Source organism: Arthrobacter terrae, from assembly GCF_015708085.1.
Taxonomy (GTDB): domain Bacteria; phylum Actinomycetota; class Actinomycetes; order Actinomycetales; family Micrococcaceae; genus Arthrobacter_M; species Arthrobacter_M terrae.
In genome coordinates this window covers 1-15,637 of sequence record NZ_JADNYM010000036.1, presented here as the reverse complement: position 1 = coordinate 15,637, position 15,637 = coordinate 1, and the positions used below count along the sequence as shown (strand labels likewise).

Annotated in this window: 8 protein-coding genes; 6 read left to right on the top strand and 2 right to left on the bottom strand. The window is 62.7% G+C overall.

Annotated elements, in window-relative coordinates; translation table 11 throughout:
• The first annotated feature begins 5 nt into the window (after positions 1–5).
• The 3 genes from cysS to glgX all read left to right on the top strand — a co-directional run bounded on the left by cysS (position 6) and on the right by glgX (position 4,872).
• Positions 6–1,511: a cysteine--tRNA ligase gene (cysS, locus tag IV500_RS20095; RefSeq protein ID WP_196398598.1), complete on the top strand. Its 1,506-nt coding sequence runs from the start codon at positions 6–8 to the stop codon at positions 1,509–1,511.
• Positions 1,512–1,636: 125 nt separating this feature from the next.
• The gene (rlmB, locus tag IV500_RS20090) at positions 1,637–2,641 is read left to right on the top strand and encodes a 23S rRNA (guanosine(2251)-2'-O)-methyltransferase RlmB (RefSeq protein ID WP_196398597.1); all 1,005 of its coding nucleotides are present in this window, start codon (positions 1,637–1,639) and stop codon (positions 2,639–2,641) included.
• A gap of 8 nt (positions 2,642–2,649) precedes the next feature.
• Positions 2,650–4,872, top strand: a complete 2,223-nt coding sequence (gene glgX / locus IV500_RS20085) for a glycogen debranching protein GlgX (protein ID WP_230855256.1) — start codon at positions 2,650–2,652, stop codon at positions 4,870–4,872.
• Between the two features lie 39 nt (positions 4,873–4,911).
• Here glgX and glgP read toward each other — a convergent pair whose 3' ends face one another.
• On the bottom strand, positions 4,912–7,545 hold the full coding sequence (gene glgP / locus IV500_RS20080) for an alpha-glucan family phosphorylase (RefSeq protein ID WP_196398596.1): 2,634 nt from the start codon (positions 7,543–7,545) through the stop codon (positions 4,912–4,914).
• 207 nt (positions 7,546–7,752) lie between these two features.
• On the opposite strand from glgP, the gene IV500_RS20075 reads away from it, so the two are divergent.
• From IV500_RS20075 to glgB, 3 genes are read left to right on the top strand one after another with little or no spacing between them, the layout of a single operon-like run.
• The gene (locus IV500_RS20075; RefSeq protein ID WP_196398615.1) at positions 7,753–9,798 is read left to right on the top strand and encodes an alpha-1,4-glucan--maltose-1-phosphate maltosyltransferase; all 2,046 of its coding nucleotides are present in this window, start codon (positions 7,753–7,755) and stop codon (positions 9,796–9,798) included.
• The gene (treS, locus tag IV500_RS20070) at positions 9,795–11,582 is read left to right on the top strand and encodes a maltose alpha-D-glucosyltransferase (protein WP_196398595.1); all 1,788 of its coding nucleotides are present in this window, start codon (positions 9,795–9,797) and stop codon (positions 11,580–11,582) included. Before IV500_RS20075 ends, treS begins: the two co-directional genes overlap by 4 nt.
• Positions 11,582–15,292 carry a 1,4-alpha-glucan branching protein GlgB gene (glgB, locus tag IV500_RS20065; RefSeq protein ID WP_196398594.1) on the top strand — a complete coding sequence of 1,237 codons (3,711 nt, stop codon included), beginning with the start codon at positions 11,582–11,584 and terminating at the stop codon, positions 15,290–15,292. Before treS ends, glgB begins: the two co-directional genes overlap by 1 nt.
• Before the next feature lie 85 nt (positions 15,293–15,377).
• On the opposite strand, the gene IV500_RS21735 is transcribed toward glgB, so the two are convergent.
• Positions 15,378–15,637 (bottom strand): hypothetical protein (locus tag IV500_RS21735; protein ID WP_230855255.1); only part of this gene is annotated, 260 nt, incomplete at its 5' end.

The window sequence follows — 15,637 nt, the reverse complement described above, 5'->3', positions numbered from 1 at the left end:
GAACGGTGACCCTGCGCTTTTACGATTCCGCCACTGCCGAAGTCCGCGATTTTATCCCCCTGATCGAAGGGGAAGCCTCGTTGTACTACTGCGGCGCCACCGTGCAGGGTGAGCCCCACATTGGTCATTTGCGCTCCGCCCTGGCCTTTGACCAGTTGACACGGTGGCTGCGGTACCGCGGGCTCAACGTCACCGTGGTCCGCAATGTGACGGATATCGATGACAAAATCCTGTCCAAGAGCGCGGAAGCCGGCGAGCAGTGGTGGGCGTTGGCATACCGTTTTGAACAGGCCTTTGAGGAGGCCTATGACGCCTTGGGGATTGCCAGGCCGACGTATGAGCCCCGCGCCACAGGCCATATTCCGGAAATGCACGCGCTGATCCAGGAGCTGATTGACCGCGGCCATGCCTACCCCGCATCGGACGGCTCCGGAGATGTATATTTCGACGTCCGGTCGTGGGACCGTTACGGCTCCCTGACACACCAGCGCCTGGACGACATGCAGGCCGCGGCGGACGTGGAACCCGAGTTCAACGGCCGGAAGAGGGATCCGCGGGACTTTGCGCTCTGGAAGGGCCATAAGGCAGGAGAACCGGCGACGGCGGCATGGTCCAGTCCGTGGGGCGCCGGACGCCCGGGCTGGCACCTGGAGTGCTCTGCGATGGTGGGGAAGTACCTCGGCGATGCCTTCGACATTCACGGCGGCGGACTGGACCTGCGGTTCCCGCATCATGAAAACGAGATGGCACAGTCGCAGGCAGCAGGAAGAAGCTTCGCTAATTTCTGGCTGCACAACGGCATGGTCACCTACCGCGGCGAGAAGATGAGCAAGTCCGTCGGGAACACCGTCAGCCCGGCTCAGCTGCTGGAACAGGCACCCGCGCTGGTGGTGCGGTACTACCTGGGACAGGCGAATTATCGGTCCGTACTGGATTACCGGCCCGAATCCTTGCCGGAGGCCGCTGCCGCCGTCGATCGGATCCGGAGCTTCCTGACGAACGCGGCAAGGGCGCTCGGACCGGCCGCAGCTGCGGCCGCAGCAGGGTCGGGGGCTGCGCCTTCGGCCTTTGAGGCAGCCATGGATGACGACCTGAACGTCCCCGCCGCGCTCGCGGTGCTCCACGATACGGTGCGCCGCGGCAACACGGCACTGGCCTCCGGCCCTGCGGATGCTGCCGGTGCTGCCGGTGCCGACGGTGCTGACGGTGCTGACGGTGCTGGCGGTACTGACGGTGAAAGCGTGCTTCGGGAGGCTTACCGCCAGGTGGGCGCCATGACCACGGCCCTGGGCATCAATCCGATGGACCCGCAGTGGCAGGACGCCGGCGGCGATCCGGCCGCGTTGCGCGCTCTTCAGACGCTGGTGGAAACCCAGCTTCAGGCCCGCCAGGTGGCGCGCAGCGCCGGAGACTGGGCTGCCTCGGACTCGATCCGGGACGCACTGGCCTTGGCGGGAATCGGCATTTCGGACTCGGCGGACGGCGCCAGTTGGTCGTTCAGGAAGAACTGAAACGCAGGGCGTCGCTGGATTTGGGTGGGGTCGGTAAACTGGTAACCCGTGGAGCTGTCCAAGTCCATGACATGTTAGATTTCGGGAGCCTCTAACGCGGCTCCACCAACCGTTAGGGTTTTACGATGGCCAATTCTTCCCGCGCAGGTGCCGTGCGCAAGCTCAAAAAGGGCCCTACCATCGGAACCGGCGGGCACGGCCGGAAATCCCTGGAGGGGAAAGGACCCACGCCCAAAGCGGATGAGCGTCCGTACCATAAGGCGTTTAAGTCCAGGCAACTTGCCGACCGCTCCGCTGCCAAGCGTGGAGCCGAAAGTCCCGCATCGCGTGGCCGTGCCGGACGTAATGGTCCCAAGGGCCGCGCCACCGAAGAAATGGTGACCGGACGCAACTCAGTGGTGGAGGCCCTGCGGGCCGGGATTCCGGCCAAAGCCCTCTACGTCGCGGCACGTATCGAGATGGACGAGCGCGTCCGCGAGTCGCTGAAGCTTGCAGCCGACCGTGGCATCCCGTTGATGGAGGCCCACAAGCCCGAGCTTGACCGGATGACCGAAGACGCTGTGCACCAGGGTCTGGTGCTGCAGATCCCTCCATATGAGTACCAGGATGCCGTGGACTTCGCGCAGGAAACTATGACCAAATGGAAGAAGGGGTACATCAGTAATGCCCCCCTGTTTGTCGCCCTGGACGGCATTACCGATCCCCGTAATCTCGGAGCCATCATCCGCAGCGTCTCGGCGTTCAGCGGACATGCGGTGGTCGTCCCGGAGCGACGCAGCGTTGGTGTGACGGCCTCGGCCTGGAAGACCAGCGCTGGAGCTGCCGTCCGCGTCCCTGTCGCCAAGGCGCCGAACTTGAACCGTGCGCTTGCCGCGTTCAAGGATATGGGCATCTTCGTTCTCGGTCTGGACGGCGACGGGGATGTTTCACTGCCCGGCCTGACGCTGGCCGCTGAGCCCATCTGCATCGTTGTGGGTTCAGAAGGAAAGGGGCTCTCCCGCCTGGTGCGGGAAAATTGTGATCAGATTGTTTCGATCCCGATCGATTCGGCGATGGAATCGCTCAACGCGTCGATGGCGGTCGGTATCAGTCTTTATGAGATTTCCCGGCAGCGCTCGGCCAACGTCTGAGGCCTTCCATGACCGGACTACGTGTGCGCCCCGGGATGGGCGAAAACCCCGGGACAGGCGAAAACTCCGATGCGGGCGAAACTGCCGGCACAGCAAGGCCTTTGGGAGCGGCACGGTCGCGCCCGTTTCCGCTCGGTCTCAGTGAGCCATTGCCGCCCAAGGGGGAAAGCGACGGCAAACAGGGCGACGGCGGCGCGGGGAGCCGCGTCAACGTTGCCGTGTACGCTCCGGAACTGGACGACGTCGAGATGTACGTCCAGGCTCCTGGAGGTTCCTGGCGACACGAGCTGCTTCCGGATTGCAGTGACGGCGTGCACCACGGCACCGTCAGTGACGTCCCTATTGGGAGCCGCTATGGCTTCCGAGGTGGGCGCGTCCGGACCAAAGAACGTCCGGAAAAGCCGGTGCCGACCGATTTTGAAGCGTCCGGCTTTGAGCCGAAGACTTCGCAGCTGTTGCTCGATCCCTACGGCCGCTACATCGACGAGCGCACCGTATCCGGCACCGTCCTGTACAGCTCTGTGCGGATGGGCAGCGCGTTTGACTGGGGGCAGGACCAGGAGACGGCCGAGCACACGCCGTGGCGGAATACTGTCATTTACGAGGCCCACGTCAAGGGCCAGACCATGCTCCATCCCGACATCCCCGTGGAACTGCGCGGTAGCTACGCCGGTATGTCGCATCCGGCAATGATCGGCTACCTGCGCGCCCTCGGCATCACCGCCGTCGAACTTCTTCCGGTGCACTTCCACATCGACGAGCCACATCTGCAGGCCCGGGGACTGAAAAATTATTGGGGCTACAATACACTGGGATATTTCGCCCCGCAGGTCTCCTATGCCAGCCCTGCCGCCCGGGCAGCCGGCCCGCAGGCCGTGCAGGACGAGCTTAAAGACATGATTAAACTCCTGCATGCCGCGGGAATCGAGGTCATTCTGGACGTCGTCTATAACCACACCGCTGAAGGTCCGGCGCAGCTGCCGGCGCTGTGCTGGCGCGGGCTCGGTGACGGCAGCTATTACCGTCACGCGAACGGCGGCTACGCGGACAGCACGGGCTGCGGGAACACGCTGGACTTCAGTGAAATGCGTGTGGTCCAGATGACGCTCGACTCGTTGCGCTACTGGGTCCAGGAATTCCACATTGACGGATTCCGCTTCGATCTGGCGGTCTCATTGGCCCGCAATGCAGCCAACGAGTTCCGCGCGCTGCACCCCTTCCTGATCGCGGCCGCAACGGATAAAGCACTGGCCGGGATAAAACTGATCGCCGAGCCGTGGGACTTGGGCTCCGACGGTTGGCAGACCGGCAGATTCCCCGCAGGCTGGGTGGATTGGAACGATCACTACCGGGATACGGTCCGTAGTTTCTGGCTGTCCGACCGGGCAGCCCTGGCCGCGGGGGAGACCGGTGGCACGCTGGCTCCGCTGGCGGACTCCCTGGCCGGCTCCGCGGACCTTTTCGCGCCGTCCGGGCGCAGCCAGCTGGCTTCGATCAATTTCGTCACCGCCCATGACGGTTTTACCCTGGCAGACCTGGTTTCCTACAACCATAAGGACAACACGGCCAACGGTGAGGACAACAGGGACGGTCCGGATCATAACCGGAGCTGGAATCACGGTGTGGAGGGGCCCACCCATGATCGTGGAATCCTGTCCGCCCGCGCCCGGACGGCGCGAAATATGATGGCAACCCTGATGTTGTCCCTCGGGGTTCCGATGATTACCGCCGGTGACGAAATTGGCCGCAGCCAACAGGGAAACAACAACGCCTATTGCCAGGACAACGAATCCGCCTGGTTGGACTGGACCATGGACGAACCGGCCAGGGAGATGCTCGCTGCGACAAAACGGCTGATCCGCGTTCGCCGCGATTTCCTGGCTGACCAGCCCAGCGGATATCCGGCCCGCGGCGAGAGCTCATACCTGCACTGGTACGCGCAGGACGGCACGCTGATGACGCAGGAGCGCTGGCGTAATCCAACCGACCGTGTGCTGCAGATGCTGATGGGGTCCCCTGCAGGGCTGCTGGACGGGCTCGTGATCTTCAACGGCGGGTGTGCACAAGCGTCGGTTACCCTTCCGGACCTGACGGACGAGGACGGTGCCGGGCGCATCTTCGAGTTGCGGTTCACCACAGCCGAGGACCACAGTGTGCGGCAAAGCGAGCGGACGATCGCCGGCGGAACCTGTCGCGTGGAAGCGAATTCCATCAGCATCTACCGCTGCTAGCGGACGCCCAGCAGCGGTAGATAACTGATTCAGTGCGTGCTAAGCGTTGGCGATCAGGCCCAGTTCAGCCTTGCTGGCGAGGGCGCCGTGGTTTGGCAGTACCCGCACGGTGTAGCCGAAGCTTCCTGACCGGTCCACCACAATGTCCCCGCTGAACAGATAGCGCCCCTGCCCCAGGTCCTCGGACCAGTCCAGGACGGCAATCGTGGTATCGCTGAGCTGATCGTTGTCCAACGCCTTGCCGTAAGCGGTTTCCACGCTGACATCCGCCGGCTGCAGCCCGCCGAGGGTCACATAGGCCTGAACCGTAATGGTGTCACCGATCTGCGGTTCCGTCTTTACCCCGAGGGAATCCACATGCTCCACGGTCAACTGCGGCCAGGCTTCACGCACCCGGGCGACCCACACCGCGAGGGACTTTGCCTGCGCATAATCATCCGCGCGGGCAGCGCGGCCGGAGATGGCGGCCGGCTCATACAACCGGTTCACGTAATCCTGCACCATCCGTTCCGCAGAGACGGCCGGCCCAAGCTTTGCCAGGGTGTGTTTGATCATTGAGATCCAATGCGTCGGGAGCAGCTCCTCACCGCCTGCCCTGGACGGCCCGGCTGCGCCGGCTCCGATAGCGACAGACCCATGAACCGCAGTGGAGCCATAGAAACGCGGGGCCACTTGATTCTCCAGCAGTTCGTACAGAGCACCCGCTTCGATGTCATCCCGTTCCTCGGAGGAGGTGCCGATATTGGCAGTGGGAATCGCCCAACCGTTTTCGCCGTCGTACAGCTCGTCCCACCAACCGTCCATGACGGACAGATTCAGCGAGCCATTGATGGCGGCCTTCATCCCGGAGGTTCCGCAGGCTTCCAGCGGGCGCAGCGGGTTGTTCAGCCAAACATCGCAGCCCGGGAAAAGGGTGCGGGCCATGGCAATGTCGTAATTGGGCAGGAAAACAATCCGGTGCCGAACAGCGGGGTCATCGGTAAATCGGACCAGTTCCTGGATCATCGCCTTCCCGGCGTCATCGGCCGGGTGGGATTTTCCGGCGATGACCAGTTGGATCGGGTGCTGCTCGTTCAACAGCAGAGCCTTCAGCCGCGCCGGGTCCCGGAGCATTAACGTCAGCCGCTTGTAGGTGGGCACACGCCGGGCAAAGCCGATGGTGAGCACATTCGGATCCAGTACATTATCCGTCCAGGCCAGTTCGGCATCCGCTGCTCCGCGTTTTTTCCAGGCGGCGCGCAGCCGGCGGCGCACGTCTTTGACCAAAGCACTGCGCAGAGTCCGGCGCAGTGCCCAGACATCGGCGTCGGAGACGTCATAGACCTTGCCCCAATCCGGTCCATCCAGCACCTGGGGGCCGAAGCGTTCCGCCGCCAGCGCGCTGAGCTGAGGATCCACCCAAGTGGGAACGTGCACGCCGTTGGTGACCGAGGTGATCGGAACCTCGCTGTGCTCGAAGCCGGGCCAGAGCTTGGCGAACATCCCACGGGACACGACGCCGTGCAGTTTCGCCACTCCATTGGCGCGCTGGGCCAGCCGCAGCCCCATCACGGCCATGTTGAAGACGAACGGATCGCCGTCGTCGTAATCTTCGGCACCAAGAGCCAGGACCTTGTCCAACGGGACGCCGGGAGCGAGTCCCGCTCCGAAGAAATGCCGGATCTGCGAGGCCGGGAACCGGTCGATTCCCGCCGGCACGGGCGTGTGCGTGGTGAAGACGGTGGACGCGCGGCCCGCAGTCAGCGCCTCATCCCAGCTCAGTGGCTCCGCCGTCACGGCAGGGTCCATCAGCTCGCGGATCCTTTCAATGCCAAGGAATCCGGCATGGCCCTCGTTGGTGTGGAACACCTCGGGAGCAATACCACCGGTCAGGCGCGTATAGATCCGCAGCGCCTTGACCCCGCCCATGCCCAGCAGGAGTTCCTGCTGCAGCCGGTGGTCCCCACCGCCGCCGTAGAGCCGGTCCGTGATCGTGCGGGCGGCATCGTCGTTGCCGTGGACGTTGGAATCGAGCAGCAGCAGGGGAATCCGTCCCACATCGGCCCGCCAGATGCTAGCGAGCAGCTGGCGTCCCTCGGGCAGCGGCAGCCGCACCTGTGCCGGCGTACCGTCGGCCTCGCGCAGCAGCGTCAGCGGGAGATTGTCCGGGTCCAGCAGCGGATAGGTTTCCTGCTGCCATGCATCACGGGACAGGGACTGCTTGAAATAGCCCGCTTGGTAGAGCAGCCCGACACCGATCAGTGGCACGCCCAGATCCGATGCGGCCTTGAGGTGGTCACCGGCCAGGATCCCGAGTCCGCCGGAATACTGCGGGAGAGCCTCGGCAATACCAAATTCCGGTGAAAAATACGCGATGCACTTGGGGGCGGAATCACCGAGGCCCTGGTACCAGCGCGGTTTGGACAAGTAGTGCCGGAGGTCTTCGTCCGCGTGCTGAACACGGGCGACGACGGCGGGGTTGGCCGCGAGCTGCTGCAGCTCTTCGCGGCCAACGGACCCGAGGAATGTCACCGGGTCGTGCTTGCTCTCTTTCCAGATTCGCGGATTAAGGCTGGCAAAAAGTTCACGGGTGGGCAGGTGCCAGGACCATCGGAGATTAGTGGCCAAGGCCGCCAGCGCGGAGATTGGCTCCGGAAGTACTGTACGGACGGTGAATCTGCGGATTGCCTTCATTTTCGACACCTTAGCGCACTCATCCGGGCATCTGGTAACCGCTGAAAACAGCGGGTGACATATCGCTTAACGCGCCCTTGCATAAATCCGTCATGGCAACCGAATACAGGCGGACCTTCGCAATCCGGCCCCTTTCTCGATAACGTCTATCTTGTGACTACTTCCGAAGCAGCGTCGTCGAATGTACCGTCCGGTCCTACCGGTGTCATGGAGGGGCTCCGGTTCGGCCGAATACCCATCACCGCGGTTTCCCCGGTCGTTGAAGGCGGGCTGTTTCCAGTCAAGGCAGTTCCCGGGGCGGATCTGGAAATTGCTGCCACGGTTTTCCGTGAAGGCCATGACATCCTGGGCGTGAATGCCGTGCTGCTGGACGGGCAGGGGATGGAAAACCAGCGGACCAGGCTACGGCCGCTGGGAAAGGGATCGGACCGCTGGGCCGGTCTTTTGACCCCGCCCAGCATGGGACGCTGGTCCTTCGCCATTGAGGCCTGGGCCGATCTTTTCGCGACGTGGCAGCACAACGCAGAAGTCAAAATTGCCGCGGACGTGGATGTCGAGGTCATGTTGGCCGAAGGCGCGGCACTGCTGGCCAAAGCCGCTGACGACGACGGCCGGTTGGCTGCCGATGCAAAGACGTTCAGGGCCGCCGCCGGACAGCTCGTGGACGCCACGCTCGCCGTGCCCGACCGGCTGGGTGCCGGTACGCACGCGGCGGTACTCGCCGCCGTCGAACGTTTGCCGATTAGTGACCTGGTTACCCGCAGCGCCGCCTATCCCATCCACGTCGAACGGGACGCGGCCGGCCGGGGCTCCTGGTACGAGTTTTTTCCCCGTTCCGAAGGCGCCGTCCGTGACCCGATGACCGGGGATTGGACCAGCGGAACGTTCCGGAGCGCTGCCGCGCGGTTGGCCGCGGTGGCCCGGATGGGCTTTGACGTCATCTATCTGCCGCCGGTCCACCCGATCGGCAAGGTCAACCGCAAGGGCCCGAATAATTCGCTGGTCGCCGGGCCCTCGGATCCCGGATCACCGTGGGCCATTGGCTCCGATGAGGGCGGCCATGACGCTATCCACCCGGACCTGGGCGGATTTGAGGACTTTGCGGCCTTCGTCGGCCAGGCACAGGCCGTCGGCCTCGAAGTTGCCCTTGACCTTGCCCTGCAGTGCGCACCGGACCATCCGTGGGCTACCGCGCAGCCCGACTGGTTCGTCACGCGGGTGGATGGTTCCATCGCCTACGCGGAAAATCCTCCAAAAAAGTACCAGGATATTTATCCGCTGAACTTCGACAATGATCCGGACGGATTATCCCGGGAAATCCTGCGGATTGTGCAACTCTGGATCGCCCAGGGGGTAAAGATTTTCCGTGTGGATAATCCGCACACCAAACCGGTCTGGTTTTGGGAATGGCTGATCGGAACGGTTAACACCGCCCATCCTGAGGTGGTGTTCCTGGCCGAGGCGTTCACGCGGCCTGCCATGATGCGCGCGTTGGGACGTGCCGGATTCCAGCAGTCCTACAGCTACTTCACCTGGCGCAATAGCAAGGAAGAGGTAGAGGAGTACCTGCAGGAGATCAGTCATGAGACCCCAGCGTTCTTCCGGCCCAACTTCTTCGTCAATACGCCAGATATTCTGACGGAGTATCTGCAGTACGGCGGCCCGGCGGCCTTCAAAATCCGGGCAGTGCTGGCGTCGATGGGCAGCCCGCTGTGGGGAATGTATGCAGGGTTCGAACTCTTCGAGCACATTGCCCGCCCTGGTGCCGAGGAATACATCGATAATGAAAAATTTGAATACAAGCCGCGGGACTTTGCTGCCGCGGAAGCAGCCGGCAGATCGCTTGCGCCGTATATAACGCGGCTGAACCAAATCCGCCGCGACCACCCCGCACTGATGGACCTGGCGAACCTCACCGTCCAGGGCACCTCGGATGCCGCGACGGTCGCCTTCAGCAAGCACAAGACCATCCACCGCCCCGACGGCAGCACCGTCAAGGACACGATTATCGTCGTCGTCAACCTGGATCCGCACAGTGCCCGCGAAGGTGCCGTTTACCTGGACCTTGCGGCCCTCCAGCTCGATCCTCTGGATCTTGATTCCGGCACCTTTGATTCCGGTGTTGCGCAGGGAACCTTTACAGTGGATGAACTGATTACCGGCGAAAGCTGGCATTGGGGAAGCGAAAATTATTTCCGGCTCGACGCGTACCGGGAACCAGCTCATATTTTGCACGTAAGGCGGCAGCGATGACCTTTGGGGCACCCAATATCTCCTCCCAGTTCAATTTGAATGCTCCCGGTCTTAAACACGACCCGCACTGGTACCGCAAAGCCGTCTTCTATGAGGTGCTGGTGCGCGGTTTCGCCGACGCCAATGGTGACGGCTCCGGCGACTTCTCCGGGCTGATCGAGCGGCTGGACTATTTGCAGTGGCTGGGCATCGACTGCCTTTGGCTGCCGCCGTTCTTCGATTCCCCGTTGCGCGACGGCGGTTACGACATCCGTGATTACTACACAGTGCTCGACGAGTTCGGCAGCCTGGGGGACTTCAAGCGCCTGGTGGCGGAGGCGCACGCCCGGGGTGTACGCGTCATCATTGACCTGCCCGTCAACCACACCTCGGACCAGCACGATTGGTTCCAGCAGTCCCGTGAAGATCCCGACGGACCGTACGGCGACTTCTATATGTGGAGCGACACCGACGAGAAATACCAGGACGCACGCATCATCTTTGTCGACACCGAAGAATCCAACTGGACCTTCGATCCGGTGCGCCGGCAGTTCTTCTGGCACCGTTTTTTCAGCCACCAGCCGGATCTGAACTTCGAGAATCCCAAAGTCGTCGAGGCCATTTTTGATGTGGTGAAGTTCTGGCTCGACCAGGGCATCGACGGTTTCCGGGCGGACGCGATCCCGTATCTGTTCGCGGAGGAGGGCACCAACTGCGAGAACCTGGCGCCTACCCACGAATTCCTGCGTCAGCTGCGCGCCATGGTTGATGAAAACTATCCCGGGCGCGTCATCATTGCCGAGGCCAACCAGCCGCCGGAGGAAGTGGTGGAGTACTTCGGTACCGCGGCGGCCCCGGAATGCCACATGGCCTTCCACTTCCCGATCATGCCGCGGCTGTATTACGCACTGCGTGATCAGAAGGCCGCACCCATCATCCAGACCATGATCGACACGCCGGACATCCCCGCGGGTGCCCAATGGGGAACGTTCCTGCGCAACCACGACGAGCTCACGCTGGAAATGGTTACGGCAGAGGAACGCGAGGCGATGCTGGGCTGGTATGCGCCGGATTCGAGGATGCGCGCCAACATCGGAATCCGCCGCCGGCTTGCCCCGTTGCTGGATAACTCCCGCGCCGAGATGGAAATGATCAACGCCCTGCTGCTGTCCCTGCCGGGCAGCCCGTTCCTGTACTACGGGGACGAGATTGGCATGGGGGACAACATTTGGCTGACCGACCGTGACGCCGTGCGGACGCCCATGCAGTGGACCCCGGACCGGAACGCGGGCTTCTCCAATGCGGATCCGGGGAAGCTGTATCTGCCGGTCATCCAGTCGCTGGTGTACCACCACAATCACGTCAACGTGGAGGCGCAAACGTCCCACGCCAGCTCGCTGCTGCACTGGCACAGGCAGATCCTGGCCGTCCGGCGTGCCCATCCCGCCTTTGGGCTGGGCGGTTACCAGAACATTGAGGCCACGTCTGAATCGGTGCTGGCTTTCCTGCGGGACATTCCGGAAGGGAATCCGGAGGGCGAATGGGGAGAGACCCTCCTGTGCGTTTTCAACCTCTCCCAGCACCCGGTTGCCACCCAGCTGCGGTTGCCGGCACTCGCCGGCCGCGGCCTGCGCGATGTGTTCGGCGGAACGGTCTTCCCGCCCATCGGTGAGGACGGCGTGCTCACCCTGACACTTGGCAGCTACGACTTCTTCTGGCTTCGGCTGCGCTCACCATCATCGAATCCGACATCGCCGCAGACGCAGGCAATGCCCATCATTCCGATGCCGGGCCGGGACCTGTGATGCACGGGCTGACGGCGGGCATCGCTGAGCTCCTGACCACGTGGCTGCCGGATCAGCGCTGGTATCCGGCCAAAGGCAGCACGGTTGCGTTGCATTCGGCCGGCGGCTTTCGGCTGGCGGACTCGAGTCCGGATAAAGGCGCGGATGCAGGCGTGGGCCTCGAAGTGCACTTTATAGCGGTCGACGACGGCAACCGGACACAGGTTCTGCAGGTGCCGTTGAGCTTTCGGTCGGCACCGCTGGCCGGTGCCGACGCTGCACTGGTGGCGGAAATCGAAGACCCGGCATTGGGACGGCTGTGGATCTACGACGCACCGCATGACCAGGTCTTCATTTCCGCCTGGTTGGACCTGCTCCGCGGAAGCTCGACCGTCACCGAGGGGACGGCAACGGCCTTCAGCAGCCCAACCTTCGGTGAATCGCGTCGGGAAGATCTTGGAGATGCCCGGGTGCTCAGCAGCGAGCAGTCGAACACCTCTGTCATCGTGCAGAACGCTGACAAGCCCGTGATTATCAAGTTTTTCCGCGTTCTCGGCGCCGGCGTAAATCCGGATGTAGAGGTGGGTGCGGCGCTGACCGCCGCTGGCTGCGGTGAAGTTCCTGCCCTGCATGGCTGGGCGACGGGCAGCTGGAGCGGCACGGACGGTCCGGTGGAGGGCAACCTCGCGGTGATGCACGAATTTGTCCCGGACAGTGAAGATGTCTGGGCTGTGGCCCTAAAGGCCGCCCGCGCGGGCGATGACTTTGCTGCCCAGGCTTCGGCTATCGGCGCAGCCACGGCCCGCGTTCATCGCAGCCTGCTCAGCAGCATGGGCTCACATCAGGTGGCAGGAAGTGAACGGGATGCCTTTGTCGAAGGCATTGCATCCCGCATCCGGTGGGCCTGGTCCCAGGCGGGGGAGGTTGTCGGGCCCTATCGGGACCGGATTGAAGAGATCATTTCCAGCCTGTATGAGGTCAAGGATCTTCCGCCGCTGCAGCGGATACACGGGGATCTGCATCTGGGGCAGTTGCTGCATGCCGACACCAAGGAGGGGGAACGCTGGCTGGTCCTGGATTTTGAGGGGGAGCCGCTGCGCCCGGTGGCCGAACGGAACCGGCCGGATCTGCCGCTGCGCGACGTCGTCGGCATGCTGCGCTCCTTCGACTATGCGGCCGCCAGCGCGGACGATGGACGCGCTGCTGAGGCGGACCGGACTGCGGCCTGGGCCGAGGCCGCGTCCGCGGCCTTCATCCGCGGCTACCAGGGCGTTGAGCCGGGAGCCATTGAGACGGATTCGGCGCTGTTCCGGGCGCTATGGCTGGACAAGGCCTTGTATGAGGTCGTTTACGAACTCCGCAACAGACCCGCCTGGATGCATGTTCCAGTACGGGCCGTGCGGAAGACATTGAATGCAATGGAAAGCGGGGATGCCATGGGCAGCACTGGTTCAGAAGATAACGGGCAGCAGGAGCAGAGCGGGGCGCGGGAGCAGAACGGGGCGCAGGAGCAAAGCGAAACTGCCAACGGCCTGAGCGAGGCGAGGCGTCCGCTGGCCGTGGACTCTCAGGTGCTGGCACGGGTGTCGGATGGCACCTATTACGCGCCGCACTCAGTTCTCGGCGCACATCTTGATGCCAACGGTCTGGTCACGATCCGCACGCTGCGGCATCTGGCAGAATCGGCCGCCGTCGTTACGGTGGACGGCAAATTCCCCATGACGCACGAGTACGGCGGGATCTGGACAGCCGTACTGGACCCTGCAGAGCCCGGACATGTGCCGGACTACCGGCTGGAGGTTGGTTATCACGGTGGAAAGATGGCGACGGCGGACGATCCGTATCGCTACCTGCCCACGCTGGGTGAAATTGACTTGCACCTGATCGGCGAGGGCCGGCACGAGACACTATGGACTGCCCTCGGTGCTCATGTGCAGCACTATCACTCAGAACTGGGTTCCGTCACCGGTGTTAGCTTCGCCGTATGGGCACCTAACGCGCAGGCCGTGCGGGTCAAGGGAGATTTCAACAATTGGGACGGCCGGCAGCATGCCATGCGCAGTCTGGGCTCTTCCGGCATCTGGGAAATCTTCACCCCCGACGTTATGGCAGGGGCGTGCTATAAATTTGAGATCCTGGCCAAGAGCGGTGAGTGGGTCGAAAAGGCCGATCCGATGGCATTCGGAACCGAGGTGCCGCCCTTGACAGCTTCGCGTGTGGTGGAATCCGGATATGCGTTCAAGGACGAGGACTGGATTGCCGGCCGGGCAGCTCGGGACCCGCACAATAGCGCAATGAGCGTCTACGAAGTCCATCTTGGCTCCTGGCGATTGGGGCTGGATTACCGGGACCTTGCCAAGGAGCTGGTCGAGTATGCCAGCTGGATGGGTTTCACCCACGTCGAGCTGATGCCCGTGGCGGAACATCCGTTCGGCGGCTCCTGGGGCTATCAGGTCACCTCCTATTACGCTCCCACCTCACGCTTCGGGCACCCCGACGAGTTCCGCTTCCTGGTGGATTCCCTGCATCAGGCCGGGATCGGCGTGATCATGGACTGGGTGCCGGCGCACTTCCCGAAGGACGCCTGGGCGTTGGCCCGGTTCGACGGCCAGCCGCTCTATGAACACTCGAATCCACAGCTTGGCGAACATCCCGATTGGGGCACGCTGATATTCGATTTCGGCCGCAGCGAGGTCCGCAATTTTCTGGTGGCCAACGCGCTGTACTGGTTCGAGGAATTCCATATCGACGGGCTGCGCGTGGATGCGGTCGCCTCGATGTTGTACCTGGACTACTCCCGGGAAGCCGGCCAGTGGAGTCCCAACAAATTCGGCGGACGCGAAAACCTTGAGGCGATCTCGTTACTGCAGGAGGTCAATGCCACCAGCTACAAGCGGTATCCGGGCATCGTGATGATCGCCGAAGAATCCACGGCGTTCCCCGGCGTCACGGCCCCTACCAGCGGCGGGGGGCTCGGTTTCGGACTGAAATGGAACATGGGCTGGATGCACGACTCGCTGGCCTACATTGCAGAAGACCCGGTCAACCGCGGTTGGCATCACAACGAGGCGACGTTCTCCTTGGTGTACGCGTTTACGGAGAACTTCCTGCTCCCGATCAGCCACGACGAGGTGGTGCATGGCAAGGGATCGATGCTGCGTAAAATGCCCGGTGACCGTTGGCAGCAGTTGGCAAACCTTCGCGCGTATCTGGCATATCAGTGGGCGCACCCCGGCAAGCAGCTGATCTTCATGGGCACGGAATTTGGCCAGGAAGCGGAGTGGAGCGAACAGCACGGGCTGGATTGGTGGCTGGCGGATATGCCCCCGCACCGGGGCCTGCAGCTGCTGGTCCGCCGGCTGAACGAGCAATACCGGGCCACTGCGGCGCTCTACGCCCGTGACAACGATCCGGAGGGCTTCGAATGGATCAACGGTAACGACGCCCAACGAAACGTCTTGTCCTTCATTCGTTGGGACGGGGAAGGCAACCCGTTGGTCTGTCTGGCGAATTTCGCGGGCACGCCGATTGAGAATTTCCGCGTAGGGATGCCAGCAGCAGGGGAATGGAGCGAGGTAGTAAATACCGATGCGAAGGAATTCGGTGGTTCCGGAGTGGGCAATTCGGGGACCATACTCGCCGAGGATGAGGGCTACGACGGCAAAATCGCTTCCGCAACGTTGACGCTTCCCCCGCTGGCCGTGCTCTACCTGGTACCGGTGCGCCCCTGAGAACCTGATCCCGGCTCTGGTGCCGGGTGCGTTTTGTCCGGCGGGCCCTACGGTGCTAGAGTAGGTAACCCCGCTGGATGAACGTTCAGTCGCTGTTTTCCATACCGGACCCGCCATAACAGGCCTTCGGAAGTCTTGAAAAATAACATTTTAAAAAGATGCTGGAAATACAGTAATAACGCGGAATTGACACGTTGATTCCAAGCGGGTAAGTTAGACAAGTTGCTTCGGAGCGAGACGGTTGTTTTTGGTCGTTGAGTCCGGGTGCGTCTGTTGTTTGAGAACTCAATAGTGTGCCAAGTTTTGTCGATACCGATTTTTTTATTGGTTGAGATTGTTGTTGTT